General features: G+C 42.9%; 17 protein-coding genes. 11 read left to right on the forward strand and 6 right to left on the reverse strand.

The features are described from left to right. The first annotated feature begins 9 nt into the window (after nt 1-9). From DUL71_RS02100 to DUL71_RS02110, 3 genes are all read left to right on the forward strand, one after another. A complete protein-coding gene (locus DUL71_RS02100) occupies nt 10-1,491 on the forward strand; it encodes a RagB/SusD family nutrient uptake outer membrane protein (RefSeq protein ID WP_114936519.1) in 1,482 nt (493 codons plus the stop codon). 117 nt (nt 1,492-1,608) lie between these two features. Continuing rightward, complete coding sequence (locus tag DUL71_RS02105) at nt 1,609-2,961, forward strand: glucoamylase family protein (RefSeq protein ID WP_114937446.1); 1,353 nt, start codon at nt 1,609-1,611, stop codon at nt 2,959-2,961. Between the two features lie 103 nt (nt 2,962-3,064). After that, nucleotides 3,065-3,862: a carboxylesterase family protein gene (locus DUL71_RS02110; protein WP_114936520.1), complete on the forward strand. Its 798-nt coding sequence runs from the start codon at nt 3,065-3,067 to the stop codon at nt 3,860-3,862. 469 nt (nt 3,863-4,331) lie between these two features. On the opposite strand, the gene DUL71_RS02115 is transcribed toward DUL71_RS02110, so the two are convergent. The 4 genes from DUL71_RS02115 to DUL71_RS02130 all read right to left on the reverse strand — a co-directional run bounded on the left by DUL71_RS02115 (nt 4,332) and on the right by DUL71_RS02130 (nt 7,806). Continuing rightward, the gene (locus DUL71_RS02115; RefSeq protein ID WP_114936521.1) at nt 4,332-5,489 is read right to left on the reverse strand and encodes a hypothetical protein; all 1,158 of its coding nucleotides are present in this window, start codon (nt 5,487-5,489) and stop codon (nt 4,332-4,334) included. A gap of 123 nt (nt 5,490-5,612) precedes the next feature. After that, nucleotides 5,613-5,828 carry a DUF2442 domain-containing protein gene (locus DUL71_RS02120; RefSeq protein ID WP_112572358.1) on the reverse strand — a complete coding sequence of 72 codons (216 nt, stop codon included), beginning with the start codon at nt 5,826-5,828 and terminating at the stop codon, nt 5,613-5,615. A gap of 153 nt (nt 5,829-5,981) precedes the next feature. Then, entirely contained in the window at nt 5,982-6,707 is a 726-nt protein-coding gene (locus tag DUL71_RS02125; protein ID WP_112572356.1) for a YebC/PmpR family DNA-binding transcriptional regulator, read from the reverse strand. A gap of 145 nt (nt 6,708-6,852) precedes the next feature. Beyond that, complete coding sequence (locus DUL71_RS02130; RefSeq protein ID WP_114936522.1) at nt 6,853-7,806, reverse strand: NAD-dependent epimerase/dehydratase family protein; 954 nt, start codon at nt 7,804-7,806, stop codon at nt 6,853-6,855. A 503-nt stretch (nt 7,807-8,309) separates the two neighbouring features. Between DUL71_RS02130 and DUL71_RS02135 the strand changes: the two genes are divergently transcribed. The 6 genes from DUL71_RS02135 (at nt 8,310) to DUL71_RS02160 (ending at nt 13,355) form a co-directional block, all read left to right on the forward strand. Further along, nucleotides 8,310-9,317, forward strand: coding sequence for an aspartate-semialdehyde dehydrogenase (locus DUL71_RS02135; protein WP_114936523.1), 1,008 nt, complete (start codon nt 8,310-8,312; stop codon nt 9,315-9,317). Nucleotides 9,318-9,393: 76 nt separating this feature from the next. Then, nucleotides 9,394-10,134 carry a hypothetical protein gene (locus tag DUL71_RS02140; RefSeq protein ID WP_114936524.1) on the forward strand — a complete coding sequence of 247 codons (741 nt, stop codon included), beginning with the start codon at nt 9,394-9,396 and terminating at the stop codon, nt 10,132-10,134. Between the two features lie 72 nt (nt 10,135-10,206). Then, nucleotides 10,207-10,989, forward strand: coding sequence for a hypothetical protein (locus DUL71_RS02145; RefSeq protein WP_112572348.1), 783 nt, complete (start codon nt 10,207-10,209; stop codon nt 10,987-10,989). Nucleotides 10,990-10,998: 9 nt separating this feature from the next. Continuing rightward, complete coding sequence (locus tag DUL71_RS02150; protein WP_114936525.1) at nt 10,999-11,907, forward strand: LysR substrate-binding domain-containing protein; 909 nt, start codon at nt 10,999-11,001, stop codon at nt 11,905-11,907. A 464-nt stretch (nt 11,908-12,371) separates the two neighbouring features. Further along, nucleotides 12,372-12,974: a DUF998 domain-containing protein gene (locus tag DUL71_RS02155; RefSeq protein ID WP_114936526.1), complete on the forward strand. Its 603-nt coding sequence runs from the start codon at nt 12,372-12,374 to the stop codon at nt 12,972-12,974. A gap of 21 nt (nt 12,975-12,995) precedes the next feature. After that, entirely contained in the window at nt 12,996-13,355 is a 360-nt protein-coding gene (locus DUL71_RS02160; RefSeq protein ID WP_114936527.1) for a hypothetical protein, read from the forward strand. Nucleotides 13,356-13,495: 140 nt separating this feature from the next. On the opposite strand, the gene DUL71_RS02165 is transcribed toward DUL71_RS02160, so the two are convergent. After that, on the reverse strand, nt 13,496-13,918 hold the full coding sequence (locus DUL71_RS02165; RefSeq protein WP_114936528.1) for a hypothetical protein: 423 nt from the start codon (nt 13,916-13,918) through the stop codon (nt 13,496-13,498). A 118-nt stretch (nt 13,919-14,036) separates the two neighbouring features. Here DUL71_RS02165 and purU point away from each other — a divergent pair, with 118 nt between their 5' ends. Then, nucleotides 14,037-14,861, forward strand: a complete 825-nt coding sequence (gene purU, locus DUL71_RS02170; RefSeq protein ID WP_114936529.1) for a formyltetrahydrofolate deformylase — start codon at nt 14,037-14,039, stop codon at nt 14,859-14,861. A gap of 171 nt (nt 14,862-15,032) precedes the next feature. Here the strand turns inward: purU and DUL71_RS02175 are convergent, their stop codons facing one another. Further along, a complete protein-coding gene (locus DUL71_RS02175; RefSeq protein WP_114936530.1) occupies nt 15,033-16,922 on the reverse strand; it encodes an ATP-binding protein in 1,890 nt (629 codons plus the stop codon). Between the two features lie 164 nt (nt 16,923-17,086). Between DUL71_RS02175 and DUL71_RS02180 the strand changes: the two genes are divergently transcribed. Beyond that, a complete protein-coding gene (locus tag DUL71_RS02180) occupies nt 17,087-17,968 on the forward strand; it encodes an endonuclease/exonuclease/phosphatase family protein (RefSeq protein ID WP_114936531.1) in 882 nt (293 codons plus the stop codon). Nucleotides 17,969-17,975: the final 7 nt, after the last annotated feature.

Genomic DNA, 17,975 nt, shown 5'->3' on the forward strand with positions numbered 1-17,975 from the left:
AATATAAAGATGAAAAATAGTACAAAATATTCGCGTAAGGTCGTTGCTTTAGGTCTTATCGCTTCAATCATATCGTTCCAGAGCTGTAAAAAAAGCTTCTTAAATGTAGACCCGGCTCAAAATACCGCGGCAACCCAGTTTTTCAAAACGCAAGATGATGCCACTAAAGCGGTTAGTGCCATGTATGCTAACCTGCGCGAGTGGAACAACATCGCTTTTGCGCCTATCGCTGTAGAAAGCATGGGCTCTGACGATGTGGAAAAAGGCAGTACCGCCAGCGATGCTACCTTTTTTAATGACTACCACAATTTTACCATTACTTCGGGCGATGCTCAATTAGGTGGTTTCTGGAGAGGACAGTATCAAACTATCAACTTTGCCAACCAGATCCTGACCAATGTTCCCGGCATCACCATGGACGAAACCTTAAAAGCAAGATATCTGGCCGAAGCTAAATTTATCAGGGCTTATGCATATTTCAGGTTGGTTAGGGCTTTTGGCGATGTGCCATTGCGTTTAACCTTACCTAAAAGTGCGTCGGAATACAACCTGCCACGTACTGCCAAAGCACAGGTTTGGGCAGCTATTGAAACAGATTTAAATGATGCTGCCAATGTATTGCCACAAACCTACAGTGCTGCCGATATTGGCCATGCTACCAAGGGCGCTGCTATTGCCTTACATGCTAAGGTAGCCATGTACCTTAAAAAATGGACTGATGTATTAAATTACACAAACCAGGTAATGGGTATGGGCTATTCGTTGTTTCCTGATTATGAACAAATGTTCCGTACTAATCATAAAAACAACCAGGAATCGGTATTTGAAGTACAGTGCGCTTTAATTCCTAACAATCCGGATGCTTCAAACTCACAATACTCGCAGGTACAGGGTGTACGTGGTGTTACCGGCGGTGGCTGGGGCTTTAACGTACCAAGCGCAGGTTTAGCTGCTGCTTACGAAACCGGCGACCCACGTCGCGACGCTACTATCATTTTCAGGGGCGAAACTACGCCAGAAGGTGATAAGATCCCTGCAACAGGCGATAACCCGATGTACAACCAAAAATCATACGTTCCGTTCAGTATGTATGTTTCTGGCTTTAACGAAGGTTGTCAGCAAAACAAAATTGTACTTCGTTATGCCGATGTGTTGTTGATGAACGCTGAAGCTAATAACGAATTGGGTAACTCTGCGGCAGCGTTAATTCCGTTGGAGCAGGTTCGCGCCCGCGCCCGTGCCGGTAACGCTGCTATTTTGCCAAAGGTAACTACTACCGATCAGGCTACGCTTCGTACTGCTATATACCAGGAAAGAAGGGTTGAACTGGCTATGGAATTTGAACGTTATTTTGACGTGATCCGCCAGGGCAGGGGTACTGCAGTTTTCGGTTCACGTGGTTGGACAGCGGGCAAAAACGAAGTTTGGCCTGTGCCTCAAACCGAGATCGACCTGAGCGGTGGTGCATTAACACAAAATCCTGGTTATTAATTAACCGATAACAATACACACAGTTGATTTGATTATGAGGTTGCCTTGTTGGGTTTAACGGGCAACCTCTCTTTTTTATTGAAAACCCTGTTTTTCATATTCAAACGCAAAAGCTTAATGAAAAAACTATTAATTACCCCGGTACTTATGTTGGCTGCCATTTGCTGCTTTGCCCAAAAAGCAGCAAAGAAATCAGAAGATGGCATTAAACCTGTTGGTATTATCAAAAACCTGACGGATAGTGCCCTGCTTGACGTGGTGCAACGCCAAACATTCCGTTATTTCTGGGATTTTGGTCACCCGGTAAGCGGTCTGGCCCGTGAGCGCAGCAATACTTCTTTTGACTATGGCAACGAGGTGGTAACTACCGGCGGTTCTGGTTTCGGCATTATGTCGCTCATTGTGGCCGATAGCCGCAAATGGATCACCCATGAGCAGGCGGTTGACCGCATGGTGAAGATCGTTAACTTTTTATACAAGGCCGACGCATTTCACGGTGCTTTCCCGCATTGGTTAAATGGCGAAACCGGTAAAGTGATCCGCTTTGGCCGTAAGGATGATGGTGGGGATATTGTTGAATCGGCATACCTTTTCCAGGGATTGTTATGTGCAAGGCAGTATTTTAACAGCGATGCCCCCAAAGAGCGCCGCATTCGTGATGTAATTAGCTGGATGTGGGGCGAAATGGAATGGAGCTGGTACACCCGCGATGGCCGTGACGCTCTTTACTGGCACTGGAGCCCTAATAACGGCTGGGCTATGAATTTCCCGATCCACGGTTTTAATGAATGTTTGATCACTTACGTGCTTGCGGCATCTGCCGAGCGTTACCCGGTTAGCGCCGACGTGTATCACCGGGGCTGGGCACAAAGCGATTTCTTTAAAAACGGAAGAACTTTTTATGGCTTTAAATTGCCGCTGGGATTTGATTATGGTGGTCCGCTGTTCTTTTCTCAGTACTCGTTCCTTGGCTTAAATCCTAAAGGACTAAAAGATCAGTATGCCGATTATTGGGAGCAAAACAAAAATCACACCTTAATAAACCACGCGTACTGTGTTGATAACCCTAAAAAATTTAAAGGATACGGCGAAAACTGCTGGGGCTTAACTGCCAGTGATAACTTTGAAGGCTACAACGCGCATTCGCCAACTAATGATCTGGGGGTGATTACGCCAACAGCCGCGCTATCGGCATTCCCTTATACGCCAGAATATTCAATGAAGGCGCTGCGCCATTTTTATTATGACCTGGGCGATAAGATCTGGGGCGAATACGGTTTTACCGATTCCTTCAGCGAATCGCATAACTGGTATGCAAAGTCGTACCTGGCTATTGACCAGGGCCCCATTGTTGTGATGATTGAAAACTATCGTACAGGATTATTATGGAAACTTTTCATGAGTTGCCCCGAAGTTCAGGGTGGATTGAAAAAGCTTGGCTTTGAAAGTCCGGCTATCGCTAAAAATTAAATCAGTATAGTTGATAAACAAAACGCGGTTAAAGCAGTTAAATTTGTTTTAAAGCAATAACCAGTAATTATATTGGTTATAAAACAAAAACGCTGTTTAGCCCATGATCAAAACAATACTTGTAACCGGAATGCTAAGCTTGCTCTTAGCATTCTCTTTTTCAGCCCAGGCCCAGAACGTGAGCTCGTTTGACAGGGGTAGTTATATCTACAAAGTAGATACGCTACCATACCGTATCTTATTTCCCAAACATTTTAATCCGGGACAAAAATATCCTTTGGTGTTTGTACTGCATGGCTCTGGCGAGCGCGGAAATAATAATGAATCGCAGCTGGCTTATGGAGCCCAAAGGTTTTTGCAGGATAGCGTACGGGAAATGTACGAGTCGATAGTGGTTTTTCCGCAATGCCCGGCAAAAAGTTATTGGAGCAATGTAAAACAGGTTACCGATTCGGCAAGCAACAAGCGTAAATTTATTTTCCAGGAAGATGCGCCGCCAACTATGGCTATGATCATGCTTATGGGGCTTGTAGAGCAATTTTTAGATAAACCTTTTGTTGATAAGCATAAAGTGTACGTAGGAGGCCTCAGCATGGGCGGAATGGGTACATTTGAGATCATTGGCCGCGAGCCTAAGGTGTTCGCAGCCGCTTTCGCCATTTGCGGAGGCGACAACACCCTAAACGCTAAAAAATACGCCAAAAAAGTTCCGCTCTGGATCTTCCACGGTAATAATGACCCGGTAGTGCCTGCAGACCATTCGCAGGTAATGGTTGATGCCATTAAAGAAGCAGGGGGTAGCCCAAGGTTTACCTTATACCCGGGCGTTGGGCACAATAGTTGGGATAACGCTTTTAAGGAGCCGGATTTGTTGCACTGGCTGTTTTCGCATAGTAAATAATGGACGACATAAAAACTATGTCATTGCGAGGAGGAACGACGAAGCAATCGCATACTATACAGGGCGGCTGTGCTGTGACTACATCTATCTAAACGAAAGTTGCTTTAAAACAAAATTGTCATTTCGAGTGAGCGGGGGGAGACAATAGCATCGGGGCGAAAGAGAAATCTTGTACGCCAAGCAAACCTATTAGCATAGCTACTCAGCAGGGCGTATAAGATTTCTCACTCGTTCCTCGTATCGAAATGACAATTTGTTATAGGTGGAATATAATGCGAATGCACCCATATAAGCGAAATATACTTTTAAAATGTCATTTCGAGTGAGCGGGGGAGACAATAGCGTTGGGGCGAAAGAGAAATCTTATACGCCAAGCAAACCTATTAGCATAGCTACTCAGCAGGGCGTATAAGATTTCTCACTCGTTCCTCGTATCGAAATGACAATAAGCTTGTTTATAAGAAACGACCTATTCTTCTCCCTCTGATTTTTTAGGAAGATTTTTGGCGTTGAAACGCGGCTTAAAACCTAATTTAGGTGCAGGCGCTTCTGTAGGAGGAGCCTGAGGCTCTTCAGTTGGCGCGTCCTCCCCTTTTTTATCTTCTGCTTTTGTTTCGGTTTCAGAAGCTTTCGGCTTCATTGTTGCCGCGTTAAAGCGTGGTTTGAAGCCAAGTTTTGGTGCAGGAACGTCGGAAACCGGTTTTTCTTCTTCAACTGTTGGTTGCTGAGGCTCAGCTGGTAGTTTTACCTCTTCAACTGGCGGTTGTTCAGGTTCAGCTGGTTTGGGTTTCGTCATAGCAGCGTTAAAACGTGGTTTGAACCCTATTTTAGGAGCCGATGCTTCAGATGCCTGTTCTTTAGGCTCTTCAGCAGGTTTCTCTTCTTCGGCAGGCATTTCATTTTCTGCGGGCTTAGGCTTTACCATACCTGCGTTGAAACGTGGCTTAAAGCCCATTTTAGGTGCCGGTGTTTCCGAAGCGGGAGTTTGAGGTTCGTTAGCCGGAGCTTCCTCTTTTTTATCCTCAGCTTGTGGCATATCCGTCTCCACAGGTTTTGGTTTTACCATAGCCGCGTTAAAGCGTGGTTTGAAACCTGGTTTGGCGGTTGTTGCAGGCGTTTCTGCAGCCGGGGTAGGAGCTTCAGCTTGTTGTTCTTTATCTGTTTCAGGCGATGCCTCGCTTGTTGCCGGTTTAGCTTTTGCCATGGCCGGGTTAAAGCGTGGTTTGAATGCCGGCTTCGGTGCAGTTTCTCCCGATGGTGTTTCCTGTGTCGCAGGTTCCGTTGTTTCCTCCTTAGCTTCTTGAACAGGCGGAGTTGGCTTAGGCACTGCCGCTGCGCGGAACTTTGGCGTAAAACCAATTTTGGACGCCGTACCCGGTTCTATCAGGCTTTCGGTAATGGTTTGCTCAGCAAGCGGGTTTTTGATGTGTACTTTTTCAGTTTTAACCTCGATTGGGATCGGGAACTGACGCCTCAGTTTATTGAACCAGTACTTTTTGGTATGGTCGAAACTTTTTTCGCCCATTTGTTCAAAATGATCTTTAAATTCAGAAAATAAAGCCGGTTCACCCTGTTCAAGAGCCACAAGGTCAATTCTTTTCTTCTTTAAAAATTCTTCAAAAACCATTTTTGTTAAGAGGTAAGAATCGGGAGTCAAGACAATAAGAAAAATGCAATTTTTAAGTCTTGTTTTCGTGATTCCGATTGTTGTTGTTTCTTGTTTCCTGGCTCTTGCTGTCTTGATTCTAAACTACAGCGTTACATCCACATCCAGCTTATTAAAGCGGATGCCTTTTTCGGTTTGGCTCCAGTCTTCACGCTCCTCATCAGTAGCGTTCAATAGTTTCGGGAACCATTCTAACGGGAAAGCCTGGGGTTTGCCACCATCGGTTTCAACAAATAGCAGCCCGTTAGCAAAGGTTACCTTTACTTTCCGCTCGCCTTTTCGTGTGTTTAATAGTGGCATGATATGTTATTTAAACCGTCATTGCGAGGTACGAAGCAATCCCTGATTAGTAGGTTCGCCCTGTATAGTTTGCGATTGTTTCGTACCTCGCAATGACGTGTTATTTATGATTAAACAAATCCGAAATCGAAATTCCGAAATCCGATATCAGAATTATTCCGCCATATTATGGTATACAGCCTGTACGTCGTCATCCTCTTCCAAACGGTCAATCAGTTTCATGATTTCAGGAACCTGATCTTCGCTAACAGCATGGAATGATTGCGGGATGCGCTCCAACTTGGCCGATTTTACTTCGATACCCATTTCTTCTAAAGTCTTTTGCATTTTACCAAAATCTTCAAAAGCGGTGTGGATTACCGCAACATCGTTGCCGTTTTCGTCGGCTTCAACAAATATTTCTTCCAGGCCTGCATCAATCAATTCAAATTCAAGCTCTTCCAGGTCACGGTCACCGGGCTCAAAAGTGAAAACCGATTTACGGGTGAAGATAAAATCAAGCGATCCGGTTTTACCTAAGGAACCACCATATTTTGTAAAGTAGCTGCGTACGTTGGCAACGGTACGGTTGGTATTATCGGTTGCGGTTTCAACCAAAACAGCAACGCCGTATGATGCGTAACCTTCGTAAACAAGCTCTTCGTAATCTTTTTCATCGCGGCTGCTGGCACGTTTTATGGCTGCCTCAACACGGTCTTTAGGCATGTTTACAGCCTTGGCGTTTTGCACCGCGGTACGCAGGCGTGAGTTGGTGTTAACATCCCCGCCGCCGGCTTTTACAGCCATTACAATTTCCTTACCTAAACGGGTAAACTGCACTGCCATTTTGGCCCAGCGCTTAAACTTTCTTTCTTTGCGGAATTCAAATGCTCTTCCCATGTGTTTTTAGTTCATTGTTCATGGTTGATGGTTCATAGATCAACCTTGTTGTTTTACAAAGCTTTGCCCTATAAAGACAAGGCGGTAAATATAATATTTGTTTATAAAAAGGCAGATAAAAACCTTTAACCTTTCGTCTTTAACCTTAAATTATCGTTTTCAAATTGGTCAGCATATCGGCTACCATTTTAGGCAAGTCATATTCCAATTTCCAACCCCAATCATTTTGTGCGTAGCTGTCATCAATTGATTTTGGCCAGCTATCGGCTATGGCCTGGCGCGGATCATTATTGCTGTAGCTGATCTCAAATTTAGGGATCAGTTTTTTGATCTCTGCCGCCAATTGTTCAGGTGTAAAGCTGATGCCTGCAAGGTTATACGATGACCGGATGCTGATCTGCTCGGCAGGCGCATCCATCAAACTGATGGTAGCCCTGATGGCATCGTCCATGTACATCATGGGCAAGGCCGTACCTTCGGCCAGGAAGCTTTCGTAACTGCCGGTTTTTAACGCATGGTGAAATATATGTACGGCATAATCGGTAGTGCCACCGCCGGGGTTAGCTTTCCAGCCTATTAAGCCCGGATAGCGGATACTGCGTACATCAAGTCCGTATTTATTAAAATAGTATTCGCACCAGCGTTCGCCGGCCAGTTTACTAAAACCATAAACCGTGTTAGGATCCATTACGCAATACTGCGGTGTATCATGCTGTGGTGAATGCGGACCGAAAACCGCTATTGAACTCGGCCAAAAAACTTTAGCTGTTTTAAACTCCACCGCGAAATCAAGCACATGCAGCAAGCCGGTCATATTGAGGTCCCAGGCCATTTTAGGCTTTTGCTCGCCCACTGCCGAAAGAATGGCAGCCAGCAGGTAAACCTGCGTGGGGCGATGCTTGTCAAATATGTGGTGCAGGTTGTCTTTATCAAGCACGTTGATCAGTTCAAACGGCCCGGTGCTGCCACGCATAGCATAGGTAGGGCTATTAATATCTGAAGCTACAACAGCCTCGGCACCATGTATATTTCTCAAAGCCATTACCAGTTCGGTGCCTATCTGGCCATTGGCGCCTATCACTAAAATCTTTTCGCTCATGCAATTTTGAGTTTACCGCGCAAAGGTAGGAAATTGACCGTTGATTATTTTTTGATTGCGTTGATTACGCTGATTTTTTGACCGTTGATTTCTGTCTGAATCAGAATTTACAGAATTTAAGGATTTACAGAATTGCTCAGAAATCTGAACTCGAATTAAACGAATTATTTAGAATTTCTTGAATTTTGCTTAGCATTCCATTAATTCGCTTAATTCCAAAAATTCTGGTTCAGACAAATTAATAGCCTTCAGAAGTCACAAGTCAGCCGCGTATCAGCCTTTCGCTCAAGATTTGCGCCAGAAAGAGAATCAGGCAAACCACTCACTTAATCAACCCAGTCAACCACTCGCTCAAAAAGAATTACTCCATAAAAACCATAGACTTTATATTTTCACGATACCAAAAAAATGTGCATATTTGAGGGTTTAACATTTAAAACACATAATTAATTAAAAACAGGCGCTGTGAAGCAGCCTGATACATTTCAAAAACAATTTAAAAAATGAAAGTCGCAGTAGTAGGTGCTACAGGATTAGTAGGCACCAAAATGTTGCAGGTTCTTGCAGAACGCAACTTCCCCGTTACAGAATTAATTCCCGTAGCTTCAGAAAAAAGTATTGGTAAAGAAATTACTTTTAAGGGTAAGCAGTTTAAGGTGGTTTCTGTTGAGGATGCGATTAAGATGAAGCCGGACGTAGCAATTTTCTCGGCCGGCGGAAGCACTTCATTACAGCAAGCTCCTTTATTTGCAGCGGCTGGTACAACTGTTATTGATAATTCATCGGCATGGCGTATGGACCCAACCAAAAAATTGGTTGTGCCTGAAGTAAACGCTGATGTACTTACCGCCGATGATAAAATCATTGCTAACCCAAATTGCTCAACTATACAAATGGTGGTGGCTTTAAAACCACTGCACGATAAATACAAAATTAAAAGGGTAGTAGTTTCAACCTACCAGTCGGTTACCGGTACAGGTGTTAAAGCTGTTGATCAGTTATTTAACGAGCGTAAAGGTATTGACGGACCGAAAGTTTACCCTTATACTATCGATTTAAACGTGATTCCGCAAATTGATGTATTTACCGAAAACGGTTATACTAAAGAGGAAATGAAAATGATCCTTGAAACTAAAAAGATCATGGGCGATGACAGCATTAAAGTAACTGCTACTACGGTGCGCATACCGGTTATGGGCGGTCACTCTGAGTCGGTTAACATTGAGTTTGCCAATGATTTTGATTTGGCCGAAGTTCGTGAGCTGTTAGCTAACGCGCCGGGCATTGTTGTGGTTGATGATACTGCTAACCTGAAATACCCAATGCCACTTGACGCGCATGATAAAGATGAGGTATTTGTAGGCCGTATCCGCCGTGACGAAACTCAGGACAATACGCTTAACTGTTGGATTGTATCTGATAACCTGCGTAAAGGTGCAGCTACTAATGCCGTTCAAATTGCCGAGTACCTTGCTGCTCAGCACCTGATCGGTCAGCCGGTTGAGGCGTAAGTAGATATTACTTTTTAAAAGAATAGGATAGGGATAGTCATTTGATTATCCCTATTTTTATGCCGTAATATTTAATATGAAAATCCTAAAGCTTATTGCAATTTTTTGCATTCTTTCTGCCGATCTTTTTGCGCAGACTCCCAAAGCCATTGAGGCCGATTTTGACAAAGCATTTGAAAAGATTAGCTATTGGAATGAGCATTCATCTGAAGACACCCATGGTGACGGGTTATTTACTGCCAATTTGCAGATTGAAGCAAAAGTGAAATCTTATACCCAAAAATGCCCTGCAGCACTTGATCAGGCATTTAAAAAGATAGGTCTTGTATCCGACGATGGTTTGTTCAGGATATTATCATGGGATAACATGACCGGGGGCACGCAACATGCTTATGAAAACATTATCCAATATAAGTCGGCAGGTAAAACCTTCACTATTGTAGATACTGTAAAAAACGACGATGATTACATATATGCCTATAATAAGTTACATACTTTGAAGGTTGGGAGCGAAATCTATTACCTTACTACTTATTATGGTATTTTCCATACATATGACATGGGAGCCGGGATCAGGGTATTTGCCATTCAGAATGGTAAACTGAATGATAAGGCAAAACTGATAAAAACCAGGAGCGGATTAACTCATAAATTATATTATACTTATCATGTTGGTGAGGAACTCCAAAACGGGCTTGAATACCATCCGGAACAAAAAATAATTACATTTCCTGTTGTTATTGGCGATGGTAAAGTAACCGACAATATTATCACCTACAAATTTAACGGGCAATATTTTGAAAAAATAAAAAGCTAAAAAACAGGTAACTGGCAACGATGATAACAGAATATCCGCCCGGTTTGCTTTTTTTGCGTATCTTGTTTACCGATGAAAACCTTTAAGTTTATAATTGTTTTCTGCTGCTGTTTTTACTCAGCAAATTTGTTTGCCCAAAGTCCGCAGGCCATTGAGGCCGATCTGTTACGGATTTTTAAAAGGGTAAACTATTACGGCTCCCACAAAAAAGAGTGGAAGGCTATTGATTCATTAGAAAAAATGAACAAGATCTTTGGCTTTAAGCTAAAGTATTATACCTCCAAATATCCTGAAACCATTAATTATCCTTTTACCGAACTGGTTAAAGAGCGGGTAGTGATTGCCTCATCTGCCGATGGTTTGTTCCGTACTTATTCCTGGGATACCAGGTTGGGAAGCACCGGGTATGATTTTGATAACGTTTTGCAGTACAAGTTTAACGGCCAGGTTTTCTCGTCCTTAAAAATGGATTCGGTGGGGAAAAAGCATAACCCGGTGTTTTGGTACTCAAAAATCTATACCCTTAAAGCAGGGAGCAAAACTTATTACCTTGCAGCGTATAATTCGGTTCGGTCGAGCGTTGATGCCACGCAGGGGATCCAGTTTTTTGCTATCGAGAACGCTAAACTGAACGGTGCAGTACTGTTGGTTAAAACCACAACGGGTTTGCATAGCAAGCTGTATTTTGATTACAACTTCCTGTCGGTAGTTGATATGAAGGTAATCCCTACCATTTATTACGACGCCAAAACACAAACTATCCATAGCCCCTTAGTTAATGCAAAACGACAGGTTACCCGCGACTATATCGTATATAAATTTACCGGCAAGTATTTTGAACGGGTAAAAAACTAACTTTGCCGCATGATCTCTTTCGCTCACCGTGTATTTATGGAAGTTGCCGCCAACCTGAGTTTCAGTAAGGCCGCACAGGTGCTGTTTATTACGCAGCCCGCCATTAGCAAGCATGTAAAGGCACTTGAAGATCAATACAAAGTGCCCCTGTTTGAGCGTAAAGGCAATAGTATTCTGCTTACCGAAGCTGGTAATAAACTGAACGAATACCTGCAACAGGCAACAGAGATTGAACGGAAGGTTGAGTACGATCTTTCGGTGTTAAGCAACTTGTCACAAGCCGCCGGGCATTTGCGTTTGGGCGCGAGTACAACTATTGCCCTGTATATTTTACCTTCGATACTTTCGGGTTTTCAGCGCGAGTACGCCAATGTTGATGTGCAATTGGTAAACCGTAACAGCGAGTATATTCTGAATGCTTTACTTAACCATGAGATTGATATCGGTATTATGGAGGTAGATAATAAGCTCACCACCGTATCGTACAAACCTTTTATGAGCGATGAGGTGATCCCGGTTTGCTCGGCCAAAAGTCCGCTGGCGGGTAAATCACTAACCTTAAAGCAGTTTGTAAAAACGCCGTTGGCTGTGCGCGAACGAGGCTCCGGTACGTTGAATGCTGTATTGAAAGCACTTTCACCCTTACATATAAAACCGGCCGATCTGTCGGTAAAAATCCGTCTTGGTGGTACCGAGGCTTTAAAAAATTTCCTACTGGCCGATCAGTGTCTTGGCTTTATGCCGCGACCGTCAATTATCCGTCAGCTTGCTGAAGGCGATTTGGTAGAAGTGCCTATTGAAGGATTGAAAATTACCCGTGATTTCTTCTTTATTCGCCGCAAAGGCACTGAAGACTACGGGTTGACGAGCAATTTTATAAACTACGCGTTGCAGCATATTGGGCACTCTGCCGAATAATCGAATGCGAAAGATTTGATCTTTCTTAGAAGATGTTTAAAATTCATTAATGCAAATTACAGGTATGTGAATATTCATTGCCGTTGGTTTTAACCAACGGAATAATGAATAGCGACAAATGGGCTTTAGCCTAAATCTGTTCGCTTTAATTGGGCTAAAGCCAAGACTTTTCAGTTTTTTACCGTTGGTTAAAACCAACGGCAATGAATATTTTGAATTTTAAACAGCTACGTGATTGTTTTGATCAATGGCGGTTGGCAGATTTAAGACTCTTTAAAGGGGCAGCGTCATGTGCTGCCTTTTTTATTATATGCCTTTGAAAGATAGGACGGATACTGGACATTATACTTTTGTCATCCTCTCTAAAAAATAAATCTTAAAAATATAGTACTATGTATTGTATAGTACCATGTTTAATATTAACTTTGTTTTAATCAGAAGAAAACAATTTTAATATTATTAAAATGGACACTAAACCTCTGCTTTATACCGGCATCATCATTCCCATTATATTTTGGCTTTCAACCATTATATGCGGTTTTATACACGGCAATTACAATCATATCAGTAATACCATAAGCGAGTTAGGAGCCATCGGCACAAAATCCGAAACCTTGATGGAAACATTTACGCTGCTTTGTACCGTGCTCAGCGTGTTTTTTATGGCCGGCTTGTTTATAGCGTGCAGTCAGTTGAAGCTTAATATCCTGCCTGTGTTTGGGGTTGTCGGTTTCCCGGTTATGTTTGGCTGGGCGGCTATTTTTCATTCGGGGAATCGCCTGCATTCGGCTTCGGGGCCGGTGTTTTTGCTGCTTTATATAGGTGCGTTGCTATCCGTTATTTTATGGCGGGGCGATAGCTTTAAGCAAATCAGAAAGCTCTCGTTATTGAGCCTTGGTGTTATGCTGCTCATTTTTATCCGTTTTATTCCTTCGGCCACTATTGAAAACAATTATATCGGGCTTATTCAACGATTTGCCCACCTGGGCTGGTCGGTATGGTTTATATCGATGGCAGCTTGTTTTATAAAGCTGCTTAACAGAAAAGAACAACATCAATTAAAATAATCATCATTAAAAAATAACAACATGAAAAAATTAGGATACGTATTGATTGTAATAGGCGTGATAGCGCTGTTAGATGGCTGTCGCATAGGCGGAAGACACACGGTTATTGTTGAAAACGGCAATGGCAAAGAAAGGCGGATTGAATACTGGGGACATGTATATTTTTCGGCCGACAGCACAGGCATCGCCCAGATCTCGCCTAATGGTAAGGTGAAATATAAAAATGACGACTTTGAAATAAACGCCGAAAGCGATCATAATGGTCGTATCACTTATCAGTTTAATGACAGCGAAAAGAAAAAGGAACTGGATAACAACGAGAAGATCTTATTAGCGCGTGCCGTACGGGATATGATGAAAGTAGGGCATAGTAATAAATAGGTAAATGCTTGTCATTCCGAGTGAGAACGAAGAATCTTCTTCAATATGCAAAGCCGCCGTGCATAGCGAAGAAGATCCTTCGTGCCTCAGGATGACAAAAGGTAAAAAGGGGGGATATAAGACAACTGATTAACAATGCCTTACTTCGTCCTTACATATGTTTCGTTATAACCATCGGCTATATAAATATCATACATATAGAGGCTATCGTTCCTGATAAGGTATGCAACGGGGCGGGTATCCAGCGTAGGGCCGGATATCAACAATGCATCCACCGTTTGGGTTGAACTAACCTTGAAATTTTTGGTTGTACGGAATTTGGCTTCTATCAATAACTTATTGTCCTGAAAACTCTGAAAACTGCTGTCCGCATTGAATTCGTAACGAGCAGTATAGCCGCTGCTTTGCGGTGTGCTGGTAGAACCGCCGATGCCGCCAACTGACTTTACCCAGCGCCATTTGCCAATGATGGTGTTGCTGCCCGCGCCGGGAATATTGTCTTTATTGCAAGCTGTGATACTACATAATACAATCGCGGAGATTAATAGCAGGATATTTTTCATAATTGTGGGTTTATAAAATACTTTACGGCATATTATTTCACTTTGCTACAATGTGTTGTAAATAATTTAAAGAAAATGCTTCTTGCATATTCAGCAAAATTCTTTGTATCATTAAAGCATGATAATTGTAATACAGTGTAAAGACAAAGTGGGCCTTGTGGCTGCCATATCTGCAACATTAGCCAAACACCTTCTTAACATAGTTTCCATGCGTGAGCATGTTGATCATAACGAAAATGTTTTTTTTACCCGTCTGGAGGTTGAAGACGGCGAAGATTCCGGGATTGAAGATTCATTACGAAAAATATTACCCGAAGGGGCCTACATTGCAGTAAACCCCGAACCTGTTAAAAAAATAGTGGTGCTGGCCACTAAAGAATATCATTGTCTGAGCGATATCCTGGTGCGTAACCACTTTAATACCCTTGGTGCAAGTGTACAATGTGTTATTGGTAATCATGCCAAACTGCAGGATATATGCGAGCGCTTTGATATCCCCTTTTATTACATCAGCCATGAAGGGGTAAGCAAACCAGAATTTGAACAGCAGGTGATAGCTACCATTAAGCAGTACACTCCTGATTATGTAATACTCGCCAAGTTTATGCGGATTCTGTCGCCGGAGTTTGTGGCCGAATTCCCGATGAAGATCATCAATATCCATCACTCGTTTTTACCGGCGTTTATAGGCGCTAATCCATATAAGCAGGCATTTGAACGTGGTGTTAAACTGATAGGGGCTACCGCGCATTACGTATCAAATGAACTGGACGAAGGACCGATCATCGCCCAGCAGATTGTCCCGGTAAACCATTCCTACAGCTGGACGGATATGGTAAAAGCCGGTCAGGAGGTTGAAACCGCCGTATTGGCCAAAGCTCTGAAACTTGTTTTTGAAGACCGGGTGTTTGTGTTTAAGAATAAAACGGTAGTGTTTGGGTAGGATTTAAAGCGGGCGGAAAAGTGCGATTCCCTCCCCTGGGAGGGTGTAGGGAGGGGTTTCTGCAAGATGCTCAATCTCGCAATACGTATAACCCCTCCCTGCCAACACACAATGCTAACGCGCCCCTCCCGAGGGAGGGAATGAATAAACCGGTGAATGAGAAAAATCTGCTTAGCTCAACGGCAAAGCATAATAAAACGTAGTACCTTTCTTTTCCTTGCTTTCGGCCCAAAGGCGGCCGTTTATTTTATTGATGAACTCCTTGCAAATGGTTAAGGCTATACCGGCTCCTTTATCAAGCGAATCGGTTTTTTGATTGTTGTTGAAGGAGAACAGCTGCTTCATCATGTTTTCGCTTATTCCTCGCCCTTCATCTTTTACAGATACGATGAGTTCATTGGCGTTAACCTGCGCTTTTACTGTAATTACTCCTCCGGCAGGTGAAAACTTGATGGCATTATGGATGAGGTTGCGATTAATGAATTGGATGATCTCCTTGTCCGAAAAATAGTTCAGATCAGCAAGTACCTCGTTCCTGAACTCGATTTTTTTTGTGTCGATGCTGAGTTTGAACATGGAGGCCGCGTCATCAATGAGTTCTTTTACAGATAGTGTTTGCGCATTGAAAACATACCCCGAAAGCTGCTTTTTGATCCATTGCAGGATATTATCAAAGGTGAGCAAGATGTTTTGGATATCGGTTTCTATCTGGTCGTACAATCCCGTTAATTGTTCTTTTTCAAAATCGCCCTCATCTTCGCGCAGCAAACGGATCATCGAAATTGTTGAAGCCAGCGGTGCCCTGAAATCATGGGCCAGCATAGATATCAGCCTGCCTTTAAATTCGTCGGTAAGCTTTAGCTCCTCATTTTGCCCGGCTATTTTTTCATTAAGTACCGATAACATCCGCGAGTGTCGGCGCACCTTGCCATTCATGCGCGATAGTAAGGCTATAAATACAAAGCTCAATACGCTGAGTGCAATCAGGAGCCAAATCTTTACACTATTATTTTTATTAACTACTTCAAGGCTTTTCACCTGTTGTTGGGCATTATTGTAGGCGATGTAATCGCCCAAAAAGGCATTACTATTGATGTTAGTTTGCTCAAGCGATTTTACCAGCAGCTTATTAATGCGAGCCTGGCTGGCAGCATCATTTTTAAGTTCATAGCAGTGCAATAATGATTTTAAAACTTCGGTTTGCCAATAGATAAATTTATTGGCCATTGCCGTTTTGTAAATGATGTTATACTCGGCTATGGCGCTGTCAACCTGTTTTTTTGCTAAATAGTAATCGGCAAAGGCGTTATAAGCCTCCAGTTCGTGGTACTCCCAGTTTTTACTTCGGGCAATTTGTAAGGAGTGTTTTATAAAGGGCAAGGCTTGTTCATGTTTGCCTTGCTGCATGAGCCTGTCGGCATAAAGCTGATCGATAACCAGAAGGGTGCGGTTGTCTTTAAAATGATTGGCTACATCCGTTGCCTTTTTCAGGTAATAGACTACTGAGTCCGGAGCAAGCACCGGGTTCATATCGGCATAGTTGGCGTACAGCATGCTGGCCATGGTATCTGCCGGGGCTTTTAACATTTCGTTAAGTGCCTTTTTGGTAAACTGCATTGATTTAATGCTGTCACCAATAAAACTATAGGTAATGGCGGAGTTCATGAGCATGGACGCTACCTCGCCGTGATTGCCATACTTTTTATAAATTGCCAGGGCCTGGCTGTAATAGGTTAAACCCTGGCTATACAAACCTTTAAGGGATAGTGCCGCACCAATATTGGCTAAGGCATCGGCCTTGCCGGGCTCATTATGAAGGCGGGTAGCCATGGCATTTCCTTTTATACCGTAGTAAAAGCAGCTATCGGCACTTTCCATATGCAACATAAAGCCCAGCTTGTTAAACAGGTTAAGATAGGTGATGCTATCTTTTGTTTGGGCCATTTGTTGCCTCAGCTTGCTGATATCGGCTGTTTGGGCAGATACATTGGTGTGTAAAAACAGCGCCAAAACCAGGCACACCAAAGGTGTAAGCGTTTTTGCAAATGACTGTTTATACATAAAGCAACAATGTTTAAGACGCGGGCTAATCCGCACACCAATTAAGAATATTTTTAATTAATTATTAACTTTTTCTGGAAATAATCTTGGTCTTAAAAAATATAACTCAATATTCGCTTTTAATTTGTTCAAATGCAGGCGGCATTTGAATTAACTATTTACCTATGAAAAAAGTACTTTCTTTAGTGTTTATGACTATGCTTTCTGTTTCAGTAAGTTATGGTCAGCATCAGCTTACTGTGGCTACTTACAATTTGCGCAATGATAATGCCACAAACGATGATTCTGTACGTGGGAATGGCTGGAAACAGCGCCTGCCTGTTATTGCTCAGCTTATCCGTTTTCATGATTGGGATATCTTTGGTACCCAGGAGGGATTGGTACACCAGCTTAACGGTTTAAAGCAAGCCATGCCACAGTATACCTATACAGGCATAGGTCGTGATGACGGCAAAACGGAAGGTGAGTTTTCGGCTATATTTTATAAAAGGGGTAAGTTTAAATTGCTGAAGCATGGCGATTTCTGGATGGCTCCAATTACAGATAAACCAAACAAAGGCTGGGACGCGGCACTGCCGAGGATCTGTTCATGGGGATATTTCCAGGAAATAAAAACCGGCTTTAAATTTTACTACTTTAACCTGCACATGGATCATATAGGTGTGGTGGCCCGCCGCGAAAGCGCTAAGCTGGTATTGAAAAAAGTAAAAGAAATGGGTGGTAATTCACCAACCATTTTATCGGGCGATTTTAATGTTGATCAAACCTCTGATAGCTACGCGGTGATCAACAACTCGGGGGTACTAAAAGATAGCTACGAACTTTCGCCCATTAAATATGCTACAAACGGAACGTTTAATGATTTTAATGCTAACGACAAATCCACCGGCCGGATAGACCATATTTTTGTAACTAAAGATTTTAAGGTAAAGCGTTACGGAGTTTTAACAGATACCTACAGGGCCAAGGCAAAAGGGAGTGACAAATACGAGGCTAAAGAGCCAAGCGACCATTTCCCGGTAATGATAATGGTGGATCATAAATGACCCACCA

Source organism: Mucilaginibacter endophyticus (assembly GCF_003351025.1).
Classification (GTDB): Bacteria; Bacteroidota; Bacteroidia; order Sphingobacteriales; family Sphingobacteriaceae; genus Mucilaginibacter; species Mucilaginibacter endophyticus.